Source organism: Streptomyces sp. NPDC048172, assembly GCF_043202595.1.
Taxonomy (GTDB): Bacteria; Actinomycetota; Actinomycetes; order Streptomycetales; family Streptomycetaceae; genus Streptomyces.
Genome location: NZ_JBIDAT010000006.1, coordinates 467,067 through 492,977, shown reverse-complemented (window position 1 = coordinate 492,977; position 25,911 = coordinate 467,067). Strand labels below are relative to the sequence as shown.

General features: G+C 72.1%; 23 protein-coding genes. 10 read left to right on the top strand and 13 right to left on the bottom strand.

Translation table 11 applies throughout. From position 1 onward, the window contains the following. Positions 1-92: 92 nt before the first annotated feature. The 3 genes from yhfZ to ACGF3A_RS27970 form a co-directional block, all read right to left on the bottom strand. Positions 93-1,037, bottom strand: a complete 945-nt coding sequence (gene yhfZ, locus ACGF3A_RS27980) for a GntR family transcriptional regulator YhfZ (RefSeq protein WP_393733102.1) — start codon at positions 1,035-1,037, stop codon at positions 93-95. A gap of 82 nt (positions 1,038-1,119) precedes the next feature. After that, positions 1,120-1,665 (bottom strand): YceI family protein, encoded by a 546-nt coding sequence (locus tag ACGF3A_RS27975; RefSeq protein WP_393733101.1) that lies wholly within the window; start codon positions 1,663-1,665, stop codon positions 1,120-1,122. Between the two features lie 114 nt (positions 1,666-1,779). After that, on the bottom strand, positions 1,780-2,253 hold the full coding sequence (locus ACGF3A_RS27970; protein WP_393733100.1) for a carboxymuconolactone decarboxylase family protein: 474 nt from the start codon (positions 2,251-2,253) through the stop codon (positions 1,780-1,782). A gap of 139 nt (positions 2,254-2,392) precedes the next feature. On the opposite strand from ACGF3A_RS27970, the gene ACGF3A_RS27965 reads away from it, so the two are divergent. Beyond that, positions 2,393-3,070, top strand: coding sequence for a hypothetical protein (locus tag ACGF3A_RS27965; protein WP_393733099.1), 678 nt, complete (start codon positions 2,393-2,395; stop codon positions 3,068-3,070). Between the two features lie 6 nt (positions 3,071-3,076). After that, positions 3,077-3,478 (top strand): hypothetical protein, encoded by a 402-nt coding sequence (locus ACGF3A_RS27960; RefSeq protein ID WP_393733098.1) that lies wholly within the window; start codon positions 3,077-3,079, stop codon positions 3,476-3,478. On the opposite strand, the gene ACGF3A_RS27955 is transcribed toward ACGF3A_RS27960, so the two are convergent. Then, a complete protein-coding gene (locus ACGF3A_RS27955) occupies positions 3,468-4,475 on the bottom strand; it encodes a LuxR C-terminal-related transcriptional regulator (RefSeq protein WP_393733396.1) in 1,008 nt (335 codons plus the stop codon). The two genes, ACGF3A_RS27960 and ACGF3A_RS27955, sit on opposite strands and share 11 nt — an antisense overlap. Positions 4,476-4,868: 393 nt before the next feature. Between ACGF3A_RS27955 and ACGF3A_RS27950 the strand changes: the two genes are divergently transcribed. Next, positions 4,869-5,948 carry a peptidoglycan-binding protein gene (locus ACGF3A_RS27950; RefSeq protein ID WP_393733097.1) on the top strand — a complete coding sequence of 360 codons (1,080 nt, stop codon included), beginning with the start codon at positions 4,869-4,871 and terminating at the stop codon, positions 5,946-5,948. Here the strand turns inward: ACGF3A_RS27950 and ACGF3A_RS27945 are convergent. The 7 genes from ACGF3A_RS27945 to ACGF3A_RS27915 all read right to left on the bottom strand — a co-directional run bounded on the left by ACGF3A_RS27945 (position 5,941) and on the right by ACGF3A_RS27915 (position 14,210). Next, the gene (locus ACGF3A_RS27945; protein WP_393733096.1) at positions 5,941-7,560 is read right to left on the bottom strand and encodes an NUDIX domain-containing protein; all 1,620 of its coding nucleotides are present in this window, start codon (positions 7,558-7,560) and stop codon (positions 5,941-5,943) included. The two genes, ACGF3A_RS27950 and ACGF3A_RS27945, sit on opposite strands and share 8 nt — an antisense overlap. Positions 7,561-7,663: 103 nt before the next feature. Further along, entirely contained in the window at positions 7,664-8,392 is a 729-nt protein-coding gene (locus ACGF3A_RS27940; protein WP_393733095.1) for a tetratricopeptide repeat protein, read from the bottom strand. A gap of 61 nt (positions 8,393-8,453) precedes the next feature. Further along, positions 8,454-9,551 carry a glycoside hydrolase family 5 protein gene (locus ACGF3A_RS27935; RefSeq protein ID WP_393733094.1) on the bottom strand — a complete coding sequence of 366 codons (1,098 nt, stop codon included), beginning with the start codon at positions 9,549-9,551 and terminating at the stop codon, positions 8,454-8,456. A 71-nt stretch (positions 9,552-9,622) separates the two neighbouring features. Then, complete coding sequence (locus tag ACGF3A_RS27930; RefSeq protein ID WP_393733093.1) at positions 9,623-10,957, bottom strand: extracellular solute-binding protein; 1,335 nt, start codon at positions 10,955-10,957, stop codon at positions 9,623-9,625. Positions 10,958-11,019: 62 nt separating this feature from the next. Beyond that, positions 11,020-11,964 carry a carbohydrate ABC transporter permease gene (locus ACGF3A_RS27925; RefSeq protein ID WP_393733092.1) on the bottom strand — a complete coding sequence of 315 codons (945 nt, stop codon included), beginning with the start codon at positions 11,962-11,964 and terminating at the stop codon, positions 11,020-11,022. Next, complete coding sequence (locus ACGF3A_RS27920; protein WP_393733091.1) at positions 11,961-12,893, bottom strand: carbohydrate ABC transporter permease; 933 nt, start codon at positions 12,891-12,893, stop codon at positions 11,961-11,963. The genes ACGF3A_RS27925 and ACGF3A_RS27920 overlap by 4 nt, the downstream gene beginning before the upstream one ends. Before the next feature lie 270 nt (positions 12,894-13,163). Continuing rightward, positions 13,164-14,210, bottom strand: a complete 1,047-nt coding sequence (locus ACGF3A_RS27915; protein ID WP_393733090.1) for a LacI family DNA-binding transcriptional regulator — start codon at positions 14,208-14,210, stop codon at positions 13,164-13,166. 238 nt (positions 14,211-14,448) lie between these two features. Here ACGF3A_RS27915 and ACGF3A_RS27910 point away from each other — a divergent pair, with 238 nt between their 5' ends. Further along, positions 14,449-15,939 carry an RICIN domain-containing protein gene (locus ACGF3A_RS27910; RefSeq protein ID WP_393733089.1) on the top strand — a complete coding sequence of 497 codons (1,491 nt, stop codon included), beginning with the start codon at positions 14,449-14,451 and terminating at the stop codon, positions 15,937-15,939. 110 nt (positions 15,940-16,049) lie between these two features. On the opposite strand, the gene ACGF3A_RS27905 is transcribed toward ACGF3A_RS27910, so the two are convergent. Then, the gene (locus ACGF3A_RS27905) at positions 16,050-17,810 is read right to left on the bottom strand and encodes a beta-galactosidase family protein (RefSeq protein ID WP_393733088.1); all 1,761 of its coding nucleotides are present in this window, start codon (positions 17,808-17,810) and stop codon (positions 16,050-16,052) included. Between the two features lie 101 nt (positions 17,811-17,911). Continuing rightward, complete coding sequence (locus ACGF3A_RS27900) at positions 17,912-18,622, bottom strand: SGNH/GDSL hydrolase family protein (RefSeq protein ID WP_393733087.1); 711 nt, start codon at positions 18,620-18,622, stop codon at positions 17,912-17,914. A 160-nt stretch (positions 18,623-18,782) separates the two neighbouring features. On the opposite strand from ACGF3A_RS27900, the gene ACGF3A_RS27895 reads away from it, so the two are divergent. From ACGF3A_RS27895 to ACGF3A_RS27870, 6 genes are all read left to right on the top strand, one after another. Next, positions 18,783-20,330: an AlkA N-terminal domain-containing protein gene (locus tag ACGF3A_RS27895; protein ID WP_393733086.1), complete on the top strand. Its 1,548-nt coding sequence runs from the start codon at positions 18,783-18,785 to the stop codon at positions 20,328-20,330. Between the two features lie 111 nt (positions 20,331-20,441). Continuing rightward, positions 20,442-22,235 (top strand): carbamoyltransferase, encoded by a 1,794-nt coding sequence (locus ACGF3A_RS27890; RefSeq protein ID WP_393733085.1) that lies wholly within the window; start codon positions 20,442-20,444, stop codon positions 22,233-22,235. 8 nt (positions 22,236-22,243) lie between these two features. Beyond that, positions 22,244-22,474: a hypothetical protein gene (locus ACGF3A_RS27885; RefSeq protein ID WP_393733084.1), complete on the top strand. Its 231-nt coding sequence runs from the start codon at positions 22,244-22,246 to the stop codon at positions 22,472-22,474. Next, positions 22,471-23,997, top strand: a complete 1,527-nt coding sequence (locus ACGF3A_RS27880; RefSeq protein ID WP_393733083.1) for an MmgE/PrpD family protein — start codon at positions 22,471-22,473, stop codon at positions 23,995-23,997. The genes ACGF3A_RS27885 and ACGF3A_RS27880 overlap by 4 nt, the downstream gene beginning before the upstream one ends. Next, positions 23,997-25,196 (top strand): cytochrome P450, encoded by a 1,200-nt coding sequence (locus ACGF3A_RS27875; RefSeq protein WP_393733082.1) that lies wholly within the window; start codon positions 23,997-23,999, stop codon positions 25,194-25,196. Before ACGF3A_RS27880 ends, ACGF3A_RS27875 begins: the two co-directional genes overlap by 1 nt. Further along, positions 25,183-25,899, top strand: a complete 717-nt coding sequence (locus ACGF3A_RS27870) for an HAD family hydrolase (protein WP_393733081.1) — start codon at positions 25,183-25,185, stop codon at positions 25,897-25,899. Before ACGF3A_RS27875 ends, ACGF3A_RS27870 begins: the two co-directional genes overlap by 14 nt. Positions 25,900-25,911: the final 12 nt, after the last annotated feature.

Below are 25,911 nucleotides of genomic sequence, written 5' to 3'. Positions count from 1 at the left end.
GGTCTCCTTCCACAGAAATCGGGATTCTGGATTCTCCGGGCGCGAACGAGGCGGCGCCCAGCGGGTCTTGAGAAAGACGGAGAGTGGGGGGGTCAGTACGACGGCATCCGCTCACCCCGGAGAACCTCGCTCTGCAGGGCCGTGACCCGGGAGGGATCGACGGCGTCCCGTACGGCACGCAGCGCGGTCCCGCTCTCGGCCCGGCCGATGACGGCCGCCTTCGAGTTCCGCAGCGACAGGTCGCGGGTTATCTCGTCCCCGAGCGGGAGGACCTCGGCGCGCATGGTGGGGCGGCCCTGGACCTCGTCGAGGTTCCAGACCGTCACGTCGGCCTCGCGCCGCTCGAACAGGTCACCGAGCTGCATGTACGACGCCTCCACCCACTCCACGTCGGGGCGGCCCGCGAAGGCGCGCTCGGCCAGCATCCGCTGGTCCTCCGAGGCGTGGTCGACGGCGACCCGCAGCCCCGGCGCGTCCAGCGAGGCGCCCTCGCGCAGCAGCAGGCCGTGCGCCCCCACGTAGGTGGCGGGACCCAGGTCCACGACGAGTTCGAGGTCCCCGGAGTGCTCCTCGATCAGCCGGTCGGCGGCGAACCGCGAGAGCACGACGAGATCGACCTTGCCCTCCAGCAGCGCCGTGGTCCGCGCCCCGGCGCCCCGCATGAAGGTGATCGCGAACGGCGTTCCCGCCTCGTCGAAGGCCGTGCGCAGCCCGGTCGCCAGGCCCTCGTACCGCCGCGAGTACGGCAGCGGCATCGCGGCCAGCAGCGTGCCGAGCCCGGACAGCCGCCACAGCACGGACCGGTCCGAGCGCACGAGGAACGTCCCGAGGTGCCCGCGCGCCGCCGTCTCGACGGCACCCGACTCCTCCAGCAGCCGCAGCGCGGCCTGCACGGTGCCGTTCCCGCACCCCAGCTCCTCGGCGAGGTCCCGCACCCGGGGCAGCCGCGTGTCGGGCTCGTGCCCCAGCAGCAGGGCCGCGAGCTGGCGCGCCGCCAGACCGTTCCGGGTGAGAAACCGCTCGTCGAATGCGTTCACGAGTGCACAGTAACCAGAATCCTGGATACTTGCCAAGCACCCCACCGCGACCGTGCGATCACCCTGCGGAGGGGGAACGGGCTCAGGGTCGGCGGATCGCGACGACGTCGCACTCCAGCGTCACCTTCGGGCTGAGCGTGAACGCGGTGAACGCGTTCCAGTTCACGCCCCAGTCGTTGCGGTTGATCGTCAGGCTCGCCGTGAAACCGGCGTAGAAGTCGCCCTCCATGCCGTCCCCGCCGTCGGTCAGCTCCACGTCCAGGGTGACGGGCCTGGTCAGGCCGCGGAGGGTGAGATCGCCGAAGAGCTGGTAGTTGCTCCTGTCGACCTGCCGCAGGCCGGTCGAGGCGAAGGTGAGGGTGGGGTGGCCGTCCGCGTCGAGGAACTTGTCCCGCAGCATGTCGTCGCGCTGCCGGTTGCCCGTCCGGATGCTCGCGGCCTGGATCGTGAGCCGCGCGCCGGAGCTGGCCGGGTCGTCACCGTCGAGGTAGGCGTCGCCCTCGAACTCCTCGAACCGGCCGCGGACCCTGGTGGACATCGTGTGCCGCGCGACGAAACCGATCCGGGTGTGGCGGGGATCGAGGGTGTAGTGGCCGGTCAGCTCGTTGAGGTTGGTGATCGTCGACATGCTGGAGGGCTCCTGGGAGGACGAGTGGAGGGAAGAGACGGGGCGGGGACGGCAGGGCCCGGCCGCCGCGGTCCGGGCCCCGTGTCCCGGACCGCGGCGGCCGGCCGTTCCGGATCAGCCGAACTGGCCGGGCTGGTAGTCGCCCGCGGGGTTCTGCGCGATGACGTTCAGCCGGTTGAAGGCGTTGAGGAGGGCGATGATCGACACCAGCGCGCCGAGCTGCTCCTCGTCGTAGTGCTTGGTGGCGTTCGCCCACACCTCGTCCGGCACGCCTCCGGCCGCGTCCGCGACCCGGGTGCCCTGCTCCGCCAGCTCCAGGGCCGCCCGTTCGGCGTCGGTGTAGACCGTGGCCTCGCGCCAGGTCGCGACCAGGTGGAGGCGCTGCGCGGTCTCCCCGGCCTTCGCCGCGTCCTTGGTGTGCATGTCGGCGCAGAAGCCGCAGCCGTTGATCTGGCTGACGCGGAGCGCCACCAGTTCCGCCGTGGCGGCGGGCAGCGACGAGTCCGCTATCGGCTTGCCTGCCGCGGCGATGCTCTTCACGACCTTGGACGCGACCGGGTTGGTGAAGAAGTTGAGACGGGCTTCCATAAGGCTCTCCATTCCGTGCCAGCCGCTCCTCCGCCGGGCGGAACGGCTGCTCTGTTCGCGGGAGCGTGTTCGCTCCAGCCCTACGACGAGACAGGCGCGCGGAATGTGAGGCGGGGCGCCGCCGTGGGAGCCTGATCCGATGTCTGGACAGCGGCATGACCCGGAGCCCACGCAGCAGTTCTCCGACGAGCAGATCGTCAACTGGCTGATCGACGAGTGCCGGGATGTGGGCGGCCGCATCTCGACCCTGACGACCTCGGGCGATCGCATTCTCGCCGCGGGAAGCACCGTCATCGCGCTGGCCGCGACGGTCGCGTTCGGAGGCGGGAAGAGTTTTCTGCTGATGTGGCTGCCGCTGGGCGTCTCCATCGTCATCACCTACGGGCTCTACCTGAACAACATGACCCGGGCCCTGATCGGCTACAAGATCGGCCTGGAGGAAGAGATCGCGAGGCGCGTCGGCCTTCCTCTCATCGCGTGGCAGTCCCGCGTCAACGTCCGCGCGGGGTCCGGTCGCCATGTGAAGACCGCGCTCTTCCTCGGCGGGGTGGTGTATGCCGCGAGCGTAGGGGTCGGCATGACCCAGGCCCTGCACACGCTTTCGCCCGGAGCCTGGGGGCATGAGCGCGCGTGGCTCTACGTCGGGCTGACCCTCGCCAGCGTGCTGATCGGCACCGTCGCCCTCACCTCCTGCTATTGGATCCAGCGGCGCACACCCGCCACTACGGCCCGGAGAGTCGCGGAGATGTTCGCTGCCCCTGTACCGACTGGACGTCCGGACCCACGATCGGACGGTCCCGGCAGCGGCCTAGAGTGACCCCTCATGAACCGACCCACGGATGAGCTGCCGTTGCTGGAGCTGCTGTGTGCCGCTGACGAGGTGCGGGTGCCCGGTGAGATCGAGGCGTCGGGGCCGCATGAGAAGGCTCCCGGTGCGGTCGTGGACGCCTACGTCATCGACGGCGGCCGACTGCTTCTCACTCGCTGGCACGGTCGCCTGCACGAGGTGATCTACCAGACCCCGGCGGAGTCCGGGGAGGACGCCTTGCGGCGCAACGAGCGGCTGTTCGCGCACTACGGACAGGGCGACGGCTGGACCGAGATCCTCGACAACGGCTTCGGCAAGACCTATCGCCGTGCCGATCAGCGGCGGTTCGCGCTGTGGAGCTACGTGATGGACGTCACGACCTTCGGCACGATGGACTTCCACCAGGTCAAGTGGTAGCCGCCCCGCCCGGCGCCGCGTGTGCCCGGGCGGATTCGACGGCCTTCTCTCCCAGGAACCACACCAGTTCGGAACGCTGCCGGATCCCCAGCTTGCGCAGGATGTTGCTCACGTGCGCCTTGACGGTCTTCTCCGATATGAACAGCCGTCGGCCGATCATCGCGTTGGTCATCGACTCGTGAGCGATCAGGTCGGCGATCTCCCGCTTCCGCGCCGTCAGCGTCTCGGGGTACGTACGGTCCTGCGGCATCGGAATCTTCAGCACCATCATCGCCAGTTCGGTTCCGACGAGGCGGCACTGGTCCTTGATCCGGCCCAGCTCCTCCCGCAGTTGAGTCCCGTCGAGGAGGTCCACGCGCGATTGCAGCGTCTCCACCGCGAGCGCCACCTCGTCCAGGCAGTCGGTCGCGGTATGCAGCATGTCGGTCGGGAAGTCGAGCCGACTGGGGTCCAGTTCGGGGAATCCCCGGTACAACCGCTCCCGCTCCGGCCGTCGGGCGCTGCCCTCCAGAGACAGCGCCAGCGCCTGGGCCAGCCATTCCAGCGCGGTCACGAAGGTGTCGTCGAAGACATTGGGGAGGGGGGACAGTGTGTTGACCATGCCGATGACCGTGTCGTCCTCGGGCCCGAACATCGGCACCGCGACCACGTCGCGGCTGAGGACGCCGTCCCCCATGGGGGCACCGACGTGGCAACGGCGGCCGTCGTCGTACGCGTACCGGTACGGCTTGGCGTTCGCCCTGATCCAGTGCGACATTCCGCCCTTGCCGAACCGGGAGGTATCGGCGCTGAGATGCTCACCGGCACTGAAGATGTAGGGCATCACCAGCGTGTTGTCGCCCTGGTAGAGGCCCACGTAGAACGTCTCGACCGGCCCGATCGCGGTCGCGGCCCGGCGGACCGCGGCGCACATCCCGTTGACGTCGTCGGGTGCCAGCATCCGCAACTGACGGTCGGCCAGGCGCAAGGCGCCTCTCACCGTCTCCGGCAGTACCATCTCCAAGGCGATCCTCCAGTGACTGGCGTCGCGGCCACAGCGGAGCATCGACGATAGCCCGAAACGCGCTGGCGGGAGGCTCTCTCGCCGTTCTGGCGCGAAGGCCGGACGGGGCGCGAGGACCGCGCCCGCACCTCCCCTCCACGGACTTCCACGGTGCGCCGTCAGGCGAGGCCTAGTCCGAAGACCTAGGCCCCGCCGCCCCGAGAATCGGTCGAAGTCGTAGCGCCACGACGGGGCTTCGGTCATTAGGGTCAACGGCAGGCCGACGCCGCTGGTTGTCCGCCACAGCGATCACACGACCGAGCCGGGCGCGACCCGCCCCACAGCCCTGGTCACACAGACCCTGTCGCGCCTCGGCACCCCCCTTCCTTCGTGAGAAAGGCCCGACCCATGCCCACTCGACGTACTCTCCTGAGGTCCATCGCCGCCGGTGCGGGCGCCGTCGCTCTCGGCGTCTCCGGCTCGCAGGCGCTCGCCGCGACGGCGGCCGCTCCGTCCTCCCGCGAGGTCGACCTCGAACCGGGCTCGACGAGCTCCGAGGTCACCGCGCTGCAGTACCTGCTGACCGAGTACGGGTACAAGACCACGGCCGACGGGTACTACGGCCCGGTGTCCGAGAAGGCGGTCGCGAAGTTCCAGGGCGCCCACGGCCTGGTCAAGGACGGCTGGGCCGGGCCGCTCACCATGAAGAAACTGCTCGACAACAGCAAGGCCACCGCCAAGCAGGACTCGGACAACCGCAACGCCGTCCGGGCCGCCCAGGCCCTGCTGGTCGAACGCGGCTACGAGATGGCCGTCGACGGCGACTTCGGCTCGCTCACCCTGTCCAGCGTCAAGAAGTACCAGGCCAAGTGCAAGCTGAAGGATTCCGGCACCGTCGACTACACCACCTGGACCTTCCTGTTCAGCCCGCCGCGGAAGCCGGGTCCCGACCCGAAGGAAGGAAAGTCCGTGCTGGTGGCGCAGTCCGGCAGCGGACTGTCCACGTGGGCCTACGACTGCGGCCCGGCCGCCTTCGTCTCGGTTCAGCTGCGGCTGGGCCGCACGCCCGGCAAGTGGACCGACGTCGACCACCGCGGTGACGCCATCGACCACGCCCGCCGCACCGTGCTGCGCATGACCAACGACACCCGCGGCACCGGCCAGATCAGCGACGAGGTCGGCGTGGTCGCGGGGTTCAAGCGGATCGGTGTGGACCAGGCGAGAACCGGCGGCTTCGGCGACGCGCTGTCGACGGTCCGCGCCGGAGGCGTGTCGATGCTCGGCGGCGACCTCGCGGTGTGCGCCAAGTGGAACGGCCGCTCCACCGGTTCCACCCTGCACTGGATCGCCGTCCTCGACTACAGCTCCAAGTCCGGCAAGTACCAGGTCGCCGACTCCAGCAGCCAGCACAACAAGCTGGTCTGGGTGACCAGCGGCCAGCTGAAGTCCTTCGCCAGCGCCTGGGGGGACTCGGTCTGCGTCAAGTGAGCCCCTCCACCGGGTGTGCCTGCTGGCCCAGCTCGCAGTACGGGCGGCCGTCGACCAGGTCGACGGCCCCGCCGTCCGAACCCCGGGCGGAGAGGCAGCAGCGGACCCGGCCGGCGATGCGTGGCACGAACACCTCGTCGAGGCCCTCGGGGGCGACGAGCCGCCAGGAGGAGAGTTCCGCCGGGGGCAGCTCGACGGCGGCGAGGGTCTCGGCGTCCAGGACGCCGCCGTCGTAGAGGTAGGTGATGCGGGCGAGGCCCTGGGTGTGGCTGGGGTCGGGTCCTGGCGTGGTCCAGTCCGTGCCCAGCAGGGGGCCGATCCGCAGCGGAAGGCCGAGTTCCTCGCGGGCCTCGCGCGCCGCGGCCTGCCGCGGGGTCTCGCCCACGTCGCTGTCGATGCCGCCGCCGGGCAGCTGCCAGCGTCCCCCGGGACCGTAGGCGGGCTCCACCACGAGGACGCGCCCGCTCTCGTCGGTGCAGATCACCGCGGCACCGACCAGGAGCTTGGGGCGCTGGGCGATCAGCTCGGGCATCGAGAGAGCGCAGACGGACTCCTCCTCCGTCCGCCGCTCGGCGGACACGCCGACGGGGGAGCCGGTGCGGACCTCGCCGCCCGCCAGGTGCGCGATGCTCCCCGCGGCGAGCGCCTCCACCCCGTGCCGCAGACGCTGCCCGGCGGGGTGGGGCAGGCGGGCCGCCGCCTCGCGCGGCGTCAGCCACTCGGCGGCGGTGACCCCGCCGTCGGGCCGGAGGACGGCCGCGGCCTGCTCCGGGGAGAGCGGGCCGACATGGAAGACGTGGACGGCCGCCGCGCGGTCGGGGAGCCGGGCCGGGACGCTGTCCACGGCCAGCAGCCTCCCCAACTCCGGTGGTACGAGGCCGAGTTCCCCGGCGAGTGCCCGTACGGCCGCCTGCTCCGGCGTCTCCTGCGCGTGCGCCGTGCCGCCCGGCAGGTCCCAGGAACCGCGCCGGGTGCGCCGGACCACCAGCACGCGGCCCGCCTGGTCGGTGACGACGGCGGCGACCGCCATCGCGGGCGCGGGCAGCATCGCCCGGCGGTCCCGGCCGTCGGCCGGGGCGGGGTGCCCGTCGTGCAGCCAGGCGGTGTGCGCGCCGCGCTCGGCGGCCAGCGCGGCGGTCACCCGGCGCCGCAGCCGCTCCGGCAGCCGTTCCAGGGCCTCGTCCTCCGCCACCCACGCGGCGGCGCGGATCTCCGCGCTCTGGAGGGCGAGTTCACCGATGCCGGGGGCCGGGTCCGCGTGAGCGGCGTAGACGAAGGCGAGCAGGGACCGCCCGTACGCCTCGCGCGGGAGCGCGTCGACGGCCAGCAGCCGCCCGACGCGCAGCCGGTCCGTCCCCAGGCCGAGTTCCTCGCGGACCTCGCGCTCCAGCGCCTCGTGCGGAACCTCGTCGTCCAGCATGCCGCCGGGAAGGTCCCAGCCGGGCTTGTACGTCGGGTCGACGAGGAGCAACCGCCCCTCCCCGTCCCGGATCAGCGCGTCGGCCGCCGCCAACGGGGCGGGGTGCCGCGCCAGATAGGCGGCCGCCTGGGGCGGGACGGCCGTCGCGGGGACGGGTTCGGGTTCGGGAGAGGGACCGGGGCTTGACGCCATGGTGTTCCTTCCGGGGCATCGCGTACGGGGGCCGGAGAGTCAGCCTGCCGTATCCCCGTATCCCCGTATCCCGCGTATCGCGGACGTGCCTGCCCGTACGCCCTCAAAGCCCCGGCGGGCGGCGGTACTTGCGCTCCGCCCCCGCGCCTTGCTGGGCGAGGCCGAGGTTGTTGAGGGCGTTGGCGACGCCGTCGAGGTCGCCCGTCGTACGGAAGAGGCTGACGGCGCGGGCGTGGGCGTCGACGGCGTCCTCGAAACGCTCCGCCTCCTGCAGCGCGAGACCGAGCGCGTCCAGCGCCTCGGCCTGCCCCCGGGGGTCGCCGAGCTCGCGGAAGATCTCCAGGCCTCGGGTGTGGGCGGTGACGGCCTCCTCGGACCGGCCGGCGCCCTGCAGCGCCAGCCCGAGGTTGTTGCAGGCCCGGGCCTCGCCGTCCCGGTCCCCGGCCTCGTGGCGGAGCGCGACGGCTTCCGTGTGGGCGGCGACGGCCTCCTCGCACCGGTCCGCGCCCTGCAGCGCGAGGCCGAGGTTGTCGAGCGCCTCGGCGCGGCCGTTCCGGTCCCCGGCCTCCTGGAGGCGGGCGGCGGCGTCGGTGTGCGCGCGAACGGCCTCGTCGGGCCGGTCCGCCTCCTGCAGCGCGAGACCGAGCGCGTCGAGCGAGGCGCCCTCGCCACGCCGGTCGCCGATCTCCCGGTAGGCGGCGGCCGACTCCCGATGGGCGATGACGGCCCTGTTGAACCACTCCGTGTCGTCCATGATCGGGCCGAAGCCCTCCACCGCCTCACCGTCGCCCTGGCCCTCGGCCCTCGCCGGGCACATGGAACGAGTGAACATCTCCGGCCAAAGTCGCGCAATACCCGCGCAATACCCGCGCAATACCCGCGCAGCGTCCGCGCTAGCCGCGCCGCCCCGCGTCGTGTCCCCAGGCGTGCTTCAGCCGGTCGATGCCGCTGGGGTTACGAGGGGTGAGGGACAGCTCGGTTCCGGTGCCCTGGAGGGCGAAGAGGGAGTAGTAGTCGTAGGTGGGCCGTTCCTGGTGCTTGCCGCCGAGGGCGGGCCAGTAGATGGCGCCCATGCCGAGGTCGCGGACGGTGTCGGTGTCGGCGCGCAGGTAGCGGACGAAGTTCTCGCCGCTGTCCGCGTCGTTGTAGTCGAAGCCGGTGTCGGGCTCGTCGTCCATGGGGGCGCCGAACTCGTCCAGGACGGTGCGGGAGGCGCAGTCGCCGATCCCGTTCTTGAGGTCGGCGACCCAGCCGTCGTAGTCCTTGGCCTCCTTGCCGAACGCGTAGTGGTGGAGGGAGAGATACGTCCCGTCGAGCCTGCTGTCGGCGCACACGGACTTGACCTCGTCGTTGTAGCCGGTGCCGCTGATGAAGATCCGGTCCTTGGGGATCCGCGGGCGGTCGGTGATCCAGGTGGCGGCGAGGTCGGCCCACTCGGTGGCGCTGTAGCCGTGGGGCTCGTTCATCGGCTCGAAGTAGACGTGGTCGTCGTCGGCGTACTTGTCCGCGACCGTGTCCCACATCGAGTCGAAGGCGGCCGTGTCCGTGATCCGGCCGTCGGAGGACGCGCCGTCCTCCCAGTAGGACAGGACGACCTTGAGGCCCTTGGCGGTCGCGGCGTCGATGGCACCGGTGTAGGCGTCCCACCACGGCGTGCCCACGGACTTGGTGTTGACGGGCAGCCGGACGGTGTTGACGCCGGTCTCCTGGAAGCCGCCGTAGACGGCGTCGGCCTTGGCTCTGACCGTGTCGTAGTCGTCGGCTGCGTCCAGCCCCTCCAGGACGAGGGGCTCGTCGGCGAAGTTGTCGCCCGGACGCGCCCAGTTCACGCCTTGGAACTGGCCGGGGTCCAGCTCCTCCGGGCCCGGCTCGGCGGCGGACGAGGGCCCGCCGGAGGCGAGGGCCATGGGGGCGGCCAGCAGCATGGGCAGCAGACCTGCCAGCGCTCGTCGGGTACGGCGGCCTGAACGGGGGGTGGTGTGGGGGGTCATGGCTTCCTTTCGCACGTCGGCGGTGACGGGATGTTCGCGTGAACAGGGAGCGGGGAGCGTCGGCCGTGGGGTTACTCGTTGACGGTGAAGCCCTGGTCCTTCCCGTGGTCGACGCTCTTCTTCTCCCAGGCCGCGAAGCCCTTGCTGAGCGGGGTGTCCGAGACGTACGCCTTGCCGACGGTGTCCTTGAAGACCGAGTTGGCGTACACCTGGTACGGGAGGTACGACCAGTCGGCGCCGACGCGGCGCGCGGACTCGGCGAAGACCTTGTTGGCCTTCTGGCCGCCGAAGTAGGGGAACTTCGTCTCCAGGAACGCGGCCGACTCCAGGTGCTTCCTGGTGGCCGGGAAGGCGCCGCTGTCGATGCGTGAGGTGGCGCCCTGCCCGGTGGCCGCGTACTGGAGGAAGGCGTACGCGAGCTGCTTGTTCTTCGCGGCCTTGGGGATCGCGAGGGAGCTGCCGCCGTTCTCGGCGCTGGCGGAGTCGCCCTTCTTCCACTGCGGGAGAGGGGCGACGCGCCAGTCCCCGGCGGCGGACTTGACGTTCGACGTGAAGTTGGCGGGCATCCAGGCGCCCATGGTGAGGGTGGCGATGCTGCCGTCCCCGAGGCCCTTGTACCAGTCGTCGGTCCAGGTGGTGACGGGCGAGACCAGGTCCTTGTCGAGCAGTCGCTGCCAGGTCTTCGCGTACGTCCTGGTCCCGGCGTCGTCGAAGCCGACGTTCACCTCGGTGCCCTTGGTCCTGTACGGGCGGCCCCCGGCCTGCCAGATGAGGCTGGTGGTGGTGCCCGCGTCGCCCGTGTCGGCGGTGATGTAGGTGTCCGGGTCGGCCTTGTGCAGCTTGCGGGCGGCCTCGACGTACTCGTCCCAGGTCCTGGGCACGTCGATGTGGTGCTTGTCGAAGACCTTCTTGTTGTAGAAGAGCGCCATGGGGCCGGAGTCCATGGGCAGCGCGCTGATGGCCTTGCCGTGCCGCACCGCGCTCCAGGGGCCTTTGCTGAAGCTGTCGCCGTACTTCTCGGCACCGTAGGCGGCGAGGTCCTCGACCGACTTGCCGAGGGCGAACTGCCCCAGCGCGTAGTACTCGATCTGGGCGACGTCGGGTGCGCCCGAGCCCGCGGACATCGCGTTCTGCAGGGCGGTGTACTGCTTGTCGCCGGTCCCGGCGTTGACGAGCTTGACGTTCACGCCGGGGTACTTCTTCTCGAAGTCCGCGGCGGCCTTCTTCAGCGTGGGCTCCCAGGTCCAGACGGTCACCGTGCCGCCCTTCTTCAGCGCGGCCCGGACGTCCTTCGCGCTGGCGCCCGCCGACTCCCCGTCGGAGGAGCCGCAGGCGGTGGCGGTGAGGGCCAGCGCGCAGGCCGCGGCGAGCGCGGCGGGAAGGCGTCGGGGCGTGGTCGTTCTCATGAGGGTGCTCCCGGAGGTGGTGAGAGAGGAGTGCGGGGAAGGGGGAGGGGAGGAGTGGCCGGTCATTCCTTGACGCTTCCGGCGGCCAGGCCGGACTGCCAGTACCGCTGGAGCAGCAGGAAGACCGCGATGAGCGGCAGGATGGTGAGCAGGGACCCGGTGAGGATGAGGTCGAAGACGGCCTCGCCGCCCGCCGTCTGGGCCTGCGCGCTCCAGGAGTCGAGGCCGAGCGTGAGCGGGTACCAGTCCGGGTCCTTGATCATGATCAGCGGCAGGAAGTAGTTGTTCCAGGTCGCGACCATGGAGAACAGCAGCACGGTGACCGTTCCCGGCATCAGCAGCGGCAGGGCGACCCGGAAGAACGTGCGCAGCTCGCCGGAGCCGTCGATGCGTGCCGCCTCCAGCAGCTCGTCGGGGACGGCCTCGCGGGCGAAGACCCACATCAGATAGAGCCCGAACGGCGAGACGAGCGACGGCAGGATCACCGCCCAGGGCGTGTTGGTGAGCCCCAGCTCGCTGAACATCAGGAAGGTGGGCACGGCGAGCGCCGTCCCCGGGACGGCGACCGCGCCGATGACGACGGCGAACACCGCGCGCCTGCCGGGGAAGTCGAACTTCGCCAGCGCGTAGCCGCCGAGCACGGCGAGGACCGTGGCGCCGCCCGCGCCCGCGACCACGTACAGCAGGGTGTTGAGCAGCCAGCGGGTGAAGACGCCGTCGTCGTAGGTGAGCGTGCGGGAGATGTTCTCCCACAGCTGGAAGTCGTCGCTGAACCAGAGCCCGAAGGAGTCGAGAAGCCCCTTCTGGCTCTTGGTGGCGTTGATGAACAGCCAGGCCAGCGGGAGCAGCGTGTAGACGAGGACGAGCCCGGTCACGGCGGTCAGCGGGATGCTCCGGCGGGGGCTGAGCGGGGTGGCCGGGCGCCGGGGCGGGCGGGGCCTGTTCCGGGGGCGCCGGCCGGGGGCGGGGGCGTCCGGGCCGGTACGGGGAGAGAGCGTCGTGGTCACCGGTCGGCCTTCCGCATCCCGCGGAGCTGGACGGCGTAGGCGATGACCGCGGTGATCACGCCCATGACGATCGCCACCGTCGCCGCGTAGTTGTGCTGCTGTCCGGAGAAGGACAGCGAGTAGGTGTACAGGTTGGGGGTGAAGCCGCTGGTGATCGCGTTCGGGGCGAGCTTCTGCAGGATGCTGGGCTCGTTGAAGAGCTGGAAGCTGCCGATGATCGAGAAGATCGTCGCGATGACCAGCGCGCCGCGGATGGCGGGCAGTTTGACCGCCGTGACGATCCGCCACTCCGAGGCCCCGTCGATGGCCGCCGCCTCGAACAGCGAACGGGGCACGATGCGGAGCGCGGAGTAGAAGATCAGCATGTTGTAGCCGGTGAACTCCCAGGTCACGATGTTGCCGATGGAGGCGAGGACGAGGGAGGGGGAGAGCGGGTCGGGCAGCGCGGTGCCGAAGGCGTCGTTGAGGTCGCCGACGAGGCCGAAGCGGGTGCCGTAGAGGAAGCCCCACATGAGGCTGGCCACGACCGCCGGGACCGCGTAGGGCAGGAAGACCGCGATGCGGAAGAACGCCTTCCCATAGAGCCGTCCGCTGTCGATCGCCAGCGCGACGAGCAGTGCGATCCCGAGCATGAGCGGGACCTGGACGAGCAGGAAGAGGCCGACCCTGGCCGCTCCCTCCCAGAACTGTGCGTCGGTCAGGGCATGTTCGTAGTTGTCGAGGCCGACGAACGAGGTCCCGCCGATCAACTGCTCGCGGAACAGGCTCAGATAGAGCGAGTAGCCGATCGGCGCCAGGAATGTCAGCGCGAACACCGCGACGAACGGAGCCGCGAAGCCCCAGCCCGCCCGCGCCTGCCGCCCGCGGCGTGGCCGCGCTCGCCGCCGCGGGGGAGGAGCTGATCTCGCGGGCGTCGACAAGAGGGTCATGGCTGTTCCTTGCGTCGGTGACCGACAGGTCAGGTCGGGTCGGGTCAGGCGTGGAGGCGAGGGAGAACGGAGAAGAGGGCGCGCCGTCGAAGCCGGGAACGGCCGGATGAGGACGGGGCCGATGGCGCATGGTTACGTAAACATCGGTAGCGCGATGGTGGCACCCCCACCTGGGAGCGTCAAGGTGCGGGGCGCGACAAGCGGGCGCGACGAGCGCGGCCGGGAGGGTGGGAGGGGAGGGGGGGTTTCGGGCCTACGGGCCGGGAGGTCCTACGCGCGCGTGCTCGGCGGCGCCGTGCTTCGGCGCACCTTCAGGGTCGGCTCCACCGACAGCCGGTGCGCCCCCTCGGTCCTGCCGTTGATCTGGTCCAGGAGCAGGGTGACGCAGCGCTGGCCCACCTCGTCGAAGTCCTGGCGCACGGTGGTGAGCGGCGGCAGGAAGAACTCGGCCTCGGTGATGTCGTCGAACCCGGCGACGCTCACGTCCTCGGGCGTACCGCGGCCCGCCTCGTGCAGGGCGCGGATGACGCCCAGCGCCATCTGGTCGTTGGCGGCGAAGACCGCCGTCACCTCGGGGTCCTTCGCCAGCGCGCGTCCCGCGCGGTAGCCGGAGGCGGCGGACCAGTCGCCGTAGTGCAGCGCGGGGGTCGGTGCCCCGGCCTCCTTGAGGGTGCGGTGCCAGGACTCGGCGCGGCGGCGGGCGGCGAAGGAGTCGCGGGGTCCCGCGACGTGCCAGACCGTGCGGTGGCCGAGTTCGAGGAGGTGGGCGACGACGCTCCGGGCGCCGTGCGCCTGGTCGAAGTCGACGTGGGGGTAGCGGTGTCCGGTGTCGCCGTCGGCGACGACGACCGGCATCGAGGGGGGAAGCCGGAGCGACGGCGTGTCCAGGATCTGCGACTCGACGAGCACGACGCCGTCCACGGACTGGAGCATCAGGCGCTCGAACGCCTGGCGGACGGCGGCCTCGGTCTGGTCGCGTACGCCCATGAGGTTCACCGAGTAGTCCGCCTCGCGGGCGGCGTCGGCGATGGCGGCCAGGGTCCTGGCGTTGCCGTGGGCGCTGATGTCGAAGCTGATGACGCCCAGCGTCTTGAATCTGCCGGTCACCAGGGCGCGGGCTGCGGTGTTGGGCCGGTAGCCCAGCACCTTCATCGCGGCCAGCACCTTCTCGCGCGTGGCCTCCTCGACGTTCTCGCGGTTGTTGGCCACGCGCGAGACCGTCTGGGAGGAGACGCCCGCCATCGCGGCGACGTCCGCCATGGACGGTCCCTTGGGCGGGCGGGCGCGCTGGGCGCGCGCGGTGCGCTTCGTCGTCATCGGAGACCGGCCTTTCGGTGTCAGGGAAGCCGTGGCCAGCCCTTCCGGGCATGTTGGCGCAATCAGCGGCACCTGGTCAAACACGGTGCGCGGGATGCCGCGCGGGCCGGATCCTGACAGAAACCTTGACAGGCCCGGACGGGGTTTCCAGACTCACTCCCGCAATCGCGTGTTTACGTGAACACGCCGGTTCGTCACCCCCACACCCCCCACACCCCACCCCGACAGGGAGAGGCCCATGCGCGCAGAGCCGCGGAGAAGAGCGACGCACCCCGGGATACGGAGAAGGAGAGGCACCGTCGTGCTGCTGTGCGCGGCGCTCGCGGGGCTGCTCGTCTCCCTCCTCACCTCGCTCGGCACCGGCACGGCACAGGCGGCACCCGCGACCGTCACCAACGGCACGCAGTTCACCGACCCGAACGGGGAGGTGGTGCACGCGCACGGCGGCGGCGTGGTCGAGGCGGACGGGTACTACTACTGGTTCGGCGAGAACCGGAACGAGGACAACACCTTCCGCTACGTCTCCGCCTACCGCTCCAAGGACCTCAAGAACTGGGAGTTCCGCAAGCACGTCCTGACCCAGAAGACCGACCCGGAGCTGGAGAGCGCCAACATCGAACGCCCCAAGGTCATGTTCAACAAGGCCACCGGCAAGTTCGTGATGTGGATGCACAAGGAGAACGCGAGCGACTACGGCGAGGCCCGCGCCGCCGTGGCCGTCTCCGACACCGTCGACGGCGACTACGCCTGGAAGGGCAGCTTCCGCCCCCTCGACCACATGTCCCGCGACATCACCACGTTCGTCGACGACGACGGCACCGGCTACATGATCTCCGCCGCCAACGAGAACCGCGACCTGCACCTCTACAAGCTCAACGACGACTACACCAAGGTCGACAAGCTGGTGCGGAAGCTGTGGGAGGGCCAGTCGCGGGAGGCCCCGGCCATGTTCAAGCGCGACGGCCGCTACTTCCTGCTGACCTCCGGCGCCACCGGCTGGTCGCCCAACCAGCAGAAGTACAGCAGCGCCGAGAGCATCACCGGCGACTGGTCCGGACTCCAGGACATCGGCGACTCCAAGGCGTACGGCTCGCAGACCGCCTACGTCCTGCCGGTCCAGGGCTCCTCGGGGACCTCGTACCTCTACATGGGGGACCGCTGGGGCAACTCGATGGGCGGGAACGTCAACGACTCCCAGTACGTCTGGCTCCCGCTGGAGTTCCCCACCGGGGACACGATGACGATGGACTACTACCCGCAGATCTCCGTCGACGCCGAGGCGGGCGAGGTGAGCGGCGCCGGGACCTGGGAGACGCTCGCCGCCGAGCACAGCGGGAAGTGCGTCGACGTCGCCGACGAGTCCCTGGACGACGGCGCGCGGGTGGACCAGTGGTCCTGCGGCGGCGGCCTCCACCAGCAGGTCTGGCTCCAGGACGCGGGCGACGGCACCGTACGCGCGATGCTGCGGCACAGCGGGAAGTGCCTGGAGGTGAGCGACGCGTCCAAGGACGACGGCGCGGCCGTCGTCCAGTCCGCCTGCGGCGAGGGCGACAGCCAGCGCTGGACCGTGAAGGACGCGGGCGCCGGGGAGAGCGTCACGCTCGTCGCCCGGCACAGCGGCAAGTGCCTCGACGTGCAGAACCGGTCGAACGAGGACGGGGCCACGGTCGTCCAGTGGACCTGTGACGACGCGGCCGACAACCAGCGGTGGAAGCGCTCCGCGACCTGATCCACAGCCGGATCCACCACCTGAGCCACCACCGGATCCACCACCCCCCACACCCGTTCGGCCGGTGCACCTCGGTGCGCCGGCCGAACGGCATGGGGCTCACCCGGAGCTCACTCCTCGGTGGGCCCGAGGTCCGGGTGCGTACGGAGGTCGACGGTGCGGGCGTGGCCGGGGGAGTGGAGCTCCAGCAGGACGAGTTCGTTCCCGTTCCGGCGCAGCGCGGGGCCGGGCACGTACAGGGAGCGCTGCGGGCCCCGCGACCAGTAGCGGCCGAGCGCGAAGTCGTTGATCCACGCGAGGCCCTTCGACCAGCCGTCCAGGTGGAGGAAGGTGTCGGCCGGGTCGGCCAGGTCGAAGACGCCGCGGTGGAACGCCGGGCCGACCACGGGGAGCGCGGTCCGCGCGAAGGGCAGCGCGTCCCAGACGGCCGGGGAGTCCAGGGGCAGGGACCAGTGCGTCCAGCCCCTGTGCTCGGCGCCGTTCAGCAGCACCGGGCCGGTCAGGCCCTTGCGGTCGTGGATGCCGGGCCCGTAGTTGACGCGCCCCTGGTTCTCCACGAGGAGGCTGAGCGTGCTGCCCGCGCGGGGCACGGTGAAGGCCAGCGTGCCCTCGTGGCTCTCCCGTTCGAGTACGCCCACGGGCTGGCCGTCGAGGAAGACCTGCGCCCGGTCGCCGACCGGACCGGTCTCCAGCAGGGCGGGGCCCGCGGCGGGGAGCGTGGTCCGGTAGAGGACGAGGCCGAAGTCCTGCCCGAGCTGCTCCATCGTCAGCGGCACCGGGCTGTGGACCGGTGTGCCGAGTACGGCGAGGTGGGGGAGGAGCGGGGCGCACTCCGTGAGCTGGACGCCCGCGAGCGCGGTCTTGCGGCCCGGTGCCGGTACGGGCTCCGCCGGGACCGGCGCGTACTTGGCGATGACGTCACGGAAGGCCGCGTACTTCTCGGTGGGGTCGCCCGCCTCGTCGAGCGGGGCGTCGTAGTCGTACGAGGTCACGGTGGGGCGGTAGGTGTGCTTGTCGTTCGCGCCGTTGGTGAGGCCGAAGTTGGTGCCGCCGTGGAACATGTAGAAGTTCACGGAGCCGCCCGCCGCCAGCAGTTCGTCCAGCTCCCCGGCGACCCCGGCGGCGTCCCTGGTCACATGGTGCGCGCCCCACCGGTCGAACCAGCCGTTCCAGAACTCCATGCACATCAGCGGGCCGGTCGGCTGGTGCTTGCGCAGCACGGCGAGGTTGTCCGCCGTCCGGCTGCCGAAGTTCGCCGTGGCCAGCACGTCGGGGAGGGAGCCCCGTCCCAGGTCGCCGGGCTGGTCGCAGGTGAGCAGCGGCACGTCGACGCCGTGCCCGCGCAGCGCCTCCGCCAGGTGCTCCAGGTGCGCGGTGTCCTCCCCGTACGCCCCGTACTCGTTCTCCACCTGGACGGCGAGGACCGGGCCGCCCCTGGTGGCCAGCTGGTGGCCGACCCGGGTGAAGAGCGCCTCGAAGTAGCCGTCGACGGCCGCGAGATAGCGCGGGTCCTGCGAGCGCAGCCGGACGCCCGGCTCGGCGAGCAGCCACGAGGGCAGCCCGCCGCCCTCCCACTCGCCGCAGATGTACGGCCCCGGGCGCAGCAGTACGTGGAGGCCTTCGTCGGCCGCGAGGTCCAGGAAGCGGGGCAGGTCGAGCCCGTCCGCCATGCGGAACTCCCCGCGCCGTGGCTCGTGGAGGTTCCACGGGACGTACGTCTCCACCGTGTTGAGCCCCATCAGCCGGGCCTTGTGCAGCCGGTCCGCCCACTGCTCGGTGTGCACGCGGAAATAGTGGAGTCCTCCCGAGAGGATCCGGAAGGGGCTGCCGTCGAGAAGGAAGCCCTCGTCGTCGATCTCCAGAACGGGCATGCGCTGCTGCTCCTGTGTGGTCGTCCCGGGCGACGCGGTGTGCGGGCCCCTATGCATGTTTACGTGAACACGCGCGGGGTGCAAGCCGCAGCCGGGAGAATTCACAGGTCCCGCGCGCCGCGTACCCCCGCCGGGGCCCGCAGTCGGCGCGCCAGGCCGCGGACGATCTCGGTGCCCAGTACCGCCTGGCCACGGGCGTTGAGGTGGATGCCGTCCGTGCTCCAGATCGAGGGGTCCTGGCAGGAGGGGTGGCTCCCCATGTCGAGGCAGACGGCGTCGAGCCGGTCCGCGACCGCGCGCATACGGGAGGAGAGCACGGCGAGACGGCCGCGGGCCACGGAGCGGTACCGCTCGTCGAAGTGCGGGTTGGCGGCGATGTCGAAGAAGCCGGAGGTCACCAGGGTGGCCCCGGTCCCGGCCAGCGGCGCGAGGAGCGCGTGCAGCTCCGACTCCGTGGCGTCCGGGTCGAACTCCCTGCGCAGGGCGTCGTTGCCGCCGCACAGCGCGACGACCAGATCGGGGCCGAACTCCAGCGCCTCGGCCAGCTGGGTCCTCCGGACCTCGGCGGTCAGCAGATGGCGGCGGCCCAGGCCGAGGTGGCGCAGCCCGGGGCGGACGGCGCGCAGGGCGGTGAGCAGATGGTGGGACCAGGGCGCGGCCCCGTACCCCGGATACGGTTCCGTGACGCCCTCGGCCACGCTGTCCCCGAGGATCGCGAGCCGGGACCAGGGGGCGCCGTCGAGCAGCGCGCGGGCCTCGGCGGCGGGCAGCAGGTAGGAGGTGTCCGCCTCTGTTCCGTGCGTCGGCTCCATGTCCATGCCTCACTGTGGCGCGGCGCGGCCGGTGAAGCTGGCGGGTTTCGGCCGCCATCGTGCGGGCCCCACCCCCGGCCCTCCGCCGCGACGACCGTGGCCGAATCCCGCCAGAGCCGCACCCTCGCGCGCGCCAGGATGGGGAAGAGGGAGGGGGACGATGGGTGACGACGAGCGGTACGAGGCGACGCGGAGCAAGGACGCCAGGTTCGACGGCTGGTTCTACGTCGCGGTGACCAGCACCGGGATCTACTGCAGGCCGAGCTGCCCGGTGGTCACGCCGAAGCGGGAGAACGTGCGCTTCTACGCGTCCGCCGCCGCGGCCCAGACGTCCGGCTTCCGGGCCTGCAAACGGTGCCGCCCCGAGGCCGTCCCCGGCTCCCCGCAGTGGAACACGCGGGCCGACGTCACCGGGCGGGCCATGCGGCTCATCGCGGACGGCGTGGTCGACCGGGGCGGGGTCGGCGCGCTGGCCTCGGCGATCGGCTACAGCCGACGCCAGCTGCACCGGCTGCTGGCCACCGAGGTCGGCGCCGGACCGCTCGCGCTCGCACGCGCCCAGCGGGCCCAGACGGCGCGTACGCTGATCGACTCCAGCGAACTGCCGCTCGCGGACGTCGCGTTCGCGGCGGGGTTCTCCAGCGTCCGGCAGTTCAACGAGACGGTCCGGCAGGTCTTCGCGTGCACCCCGTCGCAGCTGCGGAGCCGCGCCAGGGACACGGGCAGGGACGGGGACAGGGACAGAAGTAGGGGCCGGGAGCACGGCAGCGCACCCGGGCCGCTGCGACTCCGGCTGGCCGTCCGTCCGCCGATCGACCTGGCCCGGCTGTTCCGGTTCCTCGCGGTCCGCGCGGTGCCCGGTGTCGAGGAGTACGTCGAGGAGAACGGGAACGGCGAGTACCGGCGCGTCCTCGCGCTGCCCCACTCCACCGGGGCCGTGGCCCTGGCCCCCGGGGACACCGGGCGGTACGTCTGGTGCCGCCTGCGGCTCGACGACATCCGGGACCTGGGCGCCGCCGTGCAGCGCTGCCGCCGGCTGCTGGACCTGGACGCGGATCCGCAGGCCGTGGCGGCGTCGCTCGGCGGCTGCCCGGTGCTGGCCCCGCTCGTCCGTGCGGCGCCGGGGCTCCGTTCGCCCGGCCATGTGACCGCCTCCGAACTCGCCGTGCAGGCGCTGATCGGCCAGCAGATCTCGCTCTCCGCCGCCCGCACCGTCGCCGGGCGGCTGACCGCGCGGTACGGGGAGCCGCTGGCGGCCCCCGTGGGCGGACTCACCCATGTGTTCCCCACGCCGGAGGCGCTGCTGGACGCGGATCCGGCCGCCCTTCCCATGCCGGGGGCGCGCAAGAAGGCCGTGCACGCGCTCGCGAAGGCGCTCGCCTCCGGCCGCGTGGACCTCGGTCCGGGAGCCGACCGCGAGGAGAGCGAGCGGCGGCTGCTGGAGCTGCCCGGCATCGGGCCGTGGACGGCGTCGTACATCCGGATGAGGGCGCTCGGGGACCCGGACGTCTTCATGCCGACCGACCTGGGCGTACGCCACGCGCTGGAGCGGATCGGCCGCCCCGGCTCCGCGCGCCCCGATTCCGCGCGCGCCGCCGCCGAGCTGGCCGGTACGTGGCGGCCGTGGCGCTCGTACGCGCTGCACCACCTGTGGTCCGTGCTCGACCCGCCCGCCCCCACCGGCGGAACGGCACCTGCCGTGCGCTGAGGGGCGGATGTCAGCGGCGTCTCAGGGCGCTGTCAGCCGGTCTTCCGAGGATGGGGCCGACCCACGTGGCACGGCAGTACGACAGCACGGCAGCCATCCAAGGAGCCCGGTGTGATCATTCTCGGCTACAACGGCTTTTCCCAGGGCGCCGACACCTTCGCGCGGCTCTACGGGGCCACCGGCATCGACCGGCACAGCATCCTCGGCCACGACGCGGCGGTCGCGCTCTGCGTCGACGGCGAGCTGGTGGCGGCGGTCGAGGAGGAGCGGCTCAACCGCGAGAAGAAGACTTCCGACTTCCCGGCGCACGCGCTGCGGTGGTGCCTCTCCCAGGGCGACGTGCGCCTGGAGGACGTCGACGCGGTCGCGTTCCCCTGGTCCTTCTCCCCGGACGTGGTCGCCACCATGATCCAGGAGATCAGCGGCAGCGGCCTGACGGTGGAGCAGAAGTTCGACCGGCTGCGGCGGTTCGGCGAGCTGTACGGCGGCCTGGTGAGCGAGGAGGCGGTCCTCGCCGACTTCCGGCGGCGTACGGGCCACGAGCTGCCGCCCGGCAAGCTGCTCCCGGTCCCGCACCATCTGGCGCACCTGATGTGCGGCTACCACCTCTCCGGCGAGCGGGACGCCGCGTTCCTCGTCAGCGACGGGCGGGCCGAGCGGCTCTCGTCCATCCTGGGCGAGGTGCGCGACGGGCAGATCGAGGTCTTCGAGAAGTCGAGCATCGGCGTCACCCACTCGCTGGCCCTGCTCTTCGGGGAGATCACCCGCTATCTCGGGTTCATGCCCAACAACGACGAGTACAAGGTCATGGGCCTCGCCGCGTACGCCCCGCCGCCCGCCAAGAATCCGCTGCTGGAGCACGTCGTCGAGCTGCACGACAGCGGCCGCTACACGCTCGCCCTCGCCAACGACCCCAGCGGGACACGGGGTTACTACCCGCTGCTGGACCGGCTCTTCGACGGCGAGGAGGGGCGGCGGGAGGAGACCCCCTTCCGCGCCCGGGTGGCCGCCGCCGCGCAGCAGATGGTGGAGGTCGTCACCGCCCACCAGCTGCGCGAGCTGGAGGCCCGTACCGATCTGCCCCGGGTGCTCTACGAGGGCGGGCTCGCGCTGAACTGCGTCAACAACACCAAGCTGCTGGAGGGTTCCCGGTTCGAGGACATGCACGTCAGCTACGGGGCGAGCGACCCGGGCGTGGCCATCGGCGCGGCGGCCTACGCGGGCCTGCTGAAGGGCCGTACGCGGAGGCGGCGTTCGGCCGCCCGCACCACGCCCTATCTCGGGCCCTCGTACGACGACTCCCACCTGCTCTCCGCGCTGCGCGGGCGCGCCGGGCTGGTCGAGTGGACCGAGCTCGCCCCCGAGGACGTGGCCGGGCACACCGCGAAGCTGCTCGGCGGGAAGAACGTCGTCGGCTGGTTCCAGGGCTCCGCCGAGTACGGCCCCCGGGCCCTCGGGAACCGCAGCATCCTCGCCAACCCCGCGTTCGCCGACATCAAGGACGTCATCAACACGCGGGTGAAGCACCGGGAGCCGTTCCGGCCGTTCGCGCCGGTCGTCCTGGAGTCGGAGGCCGCCGAGATCTTCGAGATGGGGAAGAAGACCACGTCGCCGTACATGACGTTCGTCTTCCCCGTCCGGCCGGAGTATCGCGACCGCATCCCGGGCGCGACGCACGTGGACGGCACGTCCCGGGTGCAGACCGTCACCGACCGCTCGAACCCCGGACTGGCCCGGCTGCTGCGGAGCTTCCGCGCGGAGACCGGTGTGCCGTGCCTGATCAACACCTCGTTCAACGTCGCGGGCGAACCGATCGTGTGCGCGCCGTCCGACGCGCTGGACTGCTTCCTCAAGACCGAGATCGACTATCTGGTCCTCGGCCGGTTCCTGGTCGTCAAGAAGTGACCCGGGAAGTGACCGCCGCACTGGACGAGGCGTGCGTCGCGTCCGTCGAGTGCGCCCTGCGCCTGGCGTCGGCGGCCGGACAGGCCCGGCGCGCGCCCGACGACGAAGGGCTCGGCGCCGCAGCGCTGGAGGCCCTGGCCGCGGCGCGGGCCTCCGTGCTCGCCACCACCTGCGCCGTCCGCGCCATCGACGCGCGCCGCCGGGCGCGCGGGCACCCGGCGGGGAGGGCGGCCCGGTGACCGGCGGTCCGGTGGACGCGCCGCTCGCGCGGAAGCTCGCCGGGTGGGCCGCGGGCCTCCGCCATTCGGACCTTCCGGAGCGGGTCGCCCAGTACGCGACGAGCCAGGTCTTGTCCCATCTGGCCGTGCTGCGGGCGAGCCTCGGCCACCCCCTCGGGCGCAAGCTGGTGACGGCGTTCGGCTCGCCGCTCGCGGACGACCCGGGCAGGGCGGCGTACGTGATGGCCGCGCTCTCCTCGTGCCTCTACTACGAGGACAGCGTGTACGCCGGGCACGTCACCCACGCCTCCGTCGGCGTACCCCTCGCGTACCGGCGTACGCAGCGGCTGGCCGGTACGGACCTGCTCGCCGCCGTCGTCGCGGCGGGGGAGTGCGCGGCCCGGGTCACCGCGGCCGGGGCGCTCGGCACCCTGCGCGGCCAGGGCACCTCGTACACGCAGCTCGTCGGCGCGGTGGCGGCGCGGCTGCACGGCGCGCGGGCGCCGGAGGACCGGTGGACCGACGCCTGGGGGATCGCGCTGGCGGCCCCGCCGTGGCCGCTGCGCCGCGCGCTGCTCGGCTCCGAGGCGAAGGTCCTGTCGGCCGCGGTCCCGGTCCGTACGGCGCTGGACGCCTGCGACGCGGCGGCCGCGGGGCTGCGCGGCGCGGAGGACATCCTCGAACACCCGGGCGGGCTGCTCGCCAAGTTCTCCCAGGTCCCCTCGCCGGAGGTGGTGACGGCCGGGCTGGGACAGCGGTGGCACACCGACACGCTCACGTTCAAGACGCACCCCGCCGGTGCCTACGTCGACGCCGCCATCGACTGCGCGGCACGCCTCCACGCCCGGCTCACCCCCGCCGAGATCGACGCCATCGCCGAAGTAACCGTCTCCGCCGCGCGGTTGACGCTCACCATGGACGCGGAAGGCGCCCCGTATCTCGACCGCGAGCGGTCGGCGATCATGGCGCTGAACGTCTCCGTCGCGTACAACGTGGCGACCGCCCTGCTCACCGGCTCCGTACGCCCGTCCGACCTGGCCGAGCCCGCCACCCGTGACCCCCGGCGCTGGGCCCTCGCCGCACGCGTACGGCTGGAGTACGACCGGGGGATCAGCCGCCGGGTGCTGGGCTCCACCGCGCCGCTGGGCGAGGCGCTGCGGCAGGGCGGCGAACGGGCGCGCACGTGGCTCACGGACTTCATGGGGCCGGGCGCCGCGGCGGACGCCGGGCTCGGAGTGCGGCCCCCCAGCGCGACGTTCGAGGACGCGGAGAAGTCCGTCGGCGCCCGCCTGCGGGTCACGTTGCGCGACGGCCGCGTGCGCACCGCGCGCCGCGACCGCCCCCTCGGGGCCGCCGGTCCGGAGACCAGGGCCGCGCACCGCACGCTCGTACGGGAGAAGCTCGCCGCGACAGGTGTCTCCCCCGAGGTGACGCGGGCGCTGGAGGACCTCCCCGCTCTCGACGCGCGCGGCGTCGACGCGTGCGTGCGCGCCGCGCTGTCCGATTCCGTCCCGCAGCCCTCCCGGAAAGGAGAGACAAACTGATGGCTGACCACACCCCGAGGTTCACGTACCCCTCGAAGCGGTCCGATCCGCTGAGGCCCCCCGAGGAGTACGCCGAGGCGCTCCGCGAGGAGCCCGTCTGCCCCATCACGCTGGCGACCGGCGACGACGCCTGGTTCGTGGCCCGGCACGAGGACGTACGCACCGTGCTTTCCGACCGCCGCTTCAGCAGGGAGGCGCTGTTCCGCCCCGGAGCGTCCCGCGCCCAGGTCGTCGAGCCCGATCCGGACAGCATGCTCACCATGGACCCGCCGCGCCACACCCGGCTGCGCAAGCTGGCCAACCGGGCCTTCTCCGCGCAGCGCGTGGAGCGGCTGCGCCCGTACATCCAGCAGGTCTGCGACGAGCTGCTCGACGCGATGGAGGCGGGCCCGCCGGAGGCCGACCTCGTCGAGGCGTACGCCCGTCCGCTCGCCCTCCGCGTCATCTGCCGCACCCTGGGCGTGCCGTTCGAGGACCACGGCAGGTTCGGGGCCTGGTGCGACCGGTTCATGTCCCTGACGAAGTACCCGGCCGAGGAGATCCGCCGGGCCAACGCGGACATGCGCGCCTACTTCGCCGAGCTGGTCGGCGCCAAGCGCGAGGACCCCGGCGACGACCTGATCAGCGCCCTGACCGGCATCCACGACCGGGAGGGGGAGCCCTCGGAGTCGGAGATCGTCGGGCTGGGCGCGCTCATCCTCCTGGCCGGGCACGACACGACGGTGACGACGCTGTGCGGCGGTACGGCGTCGCTGCTGCTGAACCCCGAGCAGCTCGCGCTGCTGCGCGCGGACCCCTCGCTGTACCCGGAGGCGGCCGAGGAGATGGCACGGCTCAACGGGCCCGGCGGCGCTGCCTCGATACGCATCGCGACCGCCGACGTCGAGCTGGGCGGCACACGCGTCCCGGAGGGCTCCGCGGTCCTCGCGGCCGTCGGCATGGCCAGCCGCGACCCGGAGTTCTACCCCGAACCGGACCGCTTCCTGATCCGGCGGGAGAGGCGTACCCAGGTGGCGTTCGGCCAGGGCTCGCACTTCTGCATCGGCGCCGGGCTGGCACGGGCCGAGCTGGCGATGGGCCTGCGGTCCCTCCTCGAACGGTTCCCGGCCCTGCGGCTGGCCGTCCCCGAGGAGCAGCTGCGCTGGAAGGACTTCTCCGTGCTGGGCGGCTGGGAGGAGGTCCCCGTTGCCTGGGGCTGACGCGGGGGCGGGACGTACGGGAGAGGCCGCGTTCTTCGACGTCGACGGGACCCTGATCGCCGTCAACTCCATGGCCGCCTTCCTCCGTCACCACTTCCGCGCCGCCGGACGGCCGCCCTCCGCGTACGAGCACGCCCTCGGGCGGCTGCGGGACCTCGTACAGCGGGGACTGCCCCGCGCCGAGGTGTCACGCGCGTACTACCGGTACTACGCCGGAGCGCGGACCCGGGACCTGGCCGCGCAGGGCCGGGAGTGGTTCGCCGCGGAGCTGGCGGCGGCCGTCGCCGCCGGGCACGGCGACGGGCCGTTCGTCCCCGGCACCCTCGCCGCGCTGCAGGAGCACCGGCGCCGGGGCGCCCTGATCGTGCTGGTCTCCGGCTCGTTCGCGCCCTGCCTGGACCCGGTCGCGCATCTGCTGGAGGCCGACGCCGTGCTCGCCGCCCGCCCCGAGGCGGTGGACGGGGTGCTGACCGGGCGCCTCCTGGCCACGATGACCGGCGACGAGAAGGCCGTGGCCGTACGGGAGTTGCTGGCCGCACGGGACATCCCCGCCGGGCGGTGCCACGCCTACGGGGACCACGTCTCCGACCTGCCCATGCTCCGCGCCGTGGGGCACCCCGTCGTCGTCGGCGACGATCCGGACCTCACCCGGCTGGCCGACGCGTGGCGCTGGCCCCGACTGCCGGGCGCCGTACGGACGTAAGGGCGTAGGGAC

Coding starts and splice junctions, on each gene's coding strand:
- ACGF3A_RS27975 (WP_393733101.1), bottom strand. CDS start 1,665: ATGTCGACGATCACCAACCTCAACGAGCTGACCGGCCACTACACCCTC.
- ACGF3A_RS27970 (WP_393733100.1), bottom strand. CDS start 2,253: ATGGAAGCCCGTCTCAACTTCTTCACCAACCCGGTCGCGTCCAAGGTC.
- ACGF3A_RS27965 (WP_393733099.1), top strand. CDS start 2,393: ATGTCTGGACAGCGGCATGACCCGGAGCCCACGCAGCAGTTCTCCGAC.
- ACGF3A_RS27960 (WP_393733098.1), top strand. CDS start 3,077: ATGAACCGACCCACGGATGAGCTGCCGTTGCTGGAGCTGCTGTGTGCC.
- ACGF3A_RS27955 (WP_393733396.1), bottom strand. CDS start 4,475: ATGGTACTGCCGGAGACGGTGAGAGGCGCCTTGCGCCTGGCCGACCGT.
- ACGF3A_RS27950 (WP_393733097.1), top strand. CDS start 4,869: ATGCCCACTCGACGTACTCTCCTGAGGTCCATCGCCGCCGGTGCGGGC.
- ACGF3A_RS27945 (WP_393733096.1), bottom strand. CDS start 7,560: ATGGCGTCAAGCCCCGGTCCCTCTCCCGAACCCGAACCCGTCCCCGCG.
- ACGF3A_RS27940 (WP_393733095.1), bottom strand. CDS start 8,392: ATGTTCACTCGTTCCATGTGCCCGGCGAGGGCCGAGGGCCAGGGCGAC.
- ACGF3A_RS27935 (WP_393733094.1), bottom strand. CDS start 9,551: ATGACCCCCCACACCACCCCCCGTTCAGGCCGCCGTACCCGACGAGCG.
- ACGF3A_RS27930 (WP_393733093.1), bottom strand. CDS start 10,957: ATGAGAACGACCACGCCCCGACGCCTTCCCGCCGCGCTCGCCGCGGCC.
- ACGF3A_RS27920 (WP_393733091.1), bottom strand. CDS start 12,893: ATGACCCTCTTGTCGACGCCCGCGAGATCAGCTCCTCCCCCGCGGCGG.
- ACGF3A_RS27915 (WP_393733090.1), bottom strand. CDS start 14,210: ATGACGACGAAGCGCACCGCGCGCGCCCAGCGCGCCCGCCCGCCCAAG.
- ACGF3A_RS27910 (WP_393733089.1), top strand. CDS start 14,449: ATGCGCGCAGAGCCGCGGAGAAGAGCGACGCACCCCGGGATACGGAGA.
- ACGF3A_RS27905 (WP_393733088.1), bottom strand. CDS start 17,810: ATGCCCGTTCTGGAGATCGACGACGAGGGCTTCCTTCTCGACGGCAGC.
- ACGF3A_RS27900 (WP_393733087.1), bottom strand. CDS start 18,622: ATGGAGCCGACGCACGGAACAGAGGCGGACACCTCCTACCTGCTGCCC.
- ACGF3A_RS27895 (WP_393733086.1), top strand. CDS start 18,783: ATGGGTGACGACGAGCGGTACGAGGCGACGCGGAGCAAGGACGCCAGG.
- ACGF3A_RS27875 (WP_393733082.1), top strand. CDS start 23,997: ATGGCTGACCACACCCCGAGGTTCACGTACCCCTCGAAGCGGTCCGAT.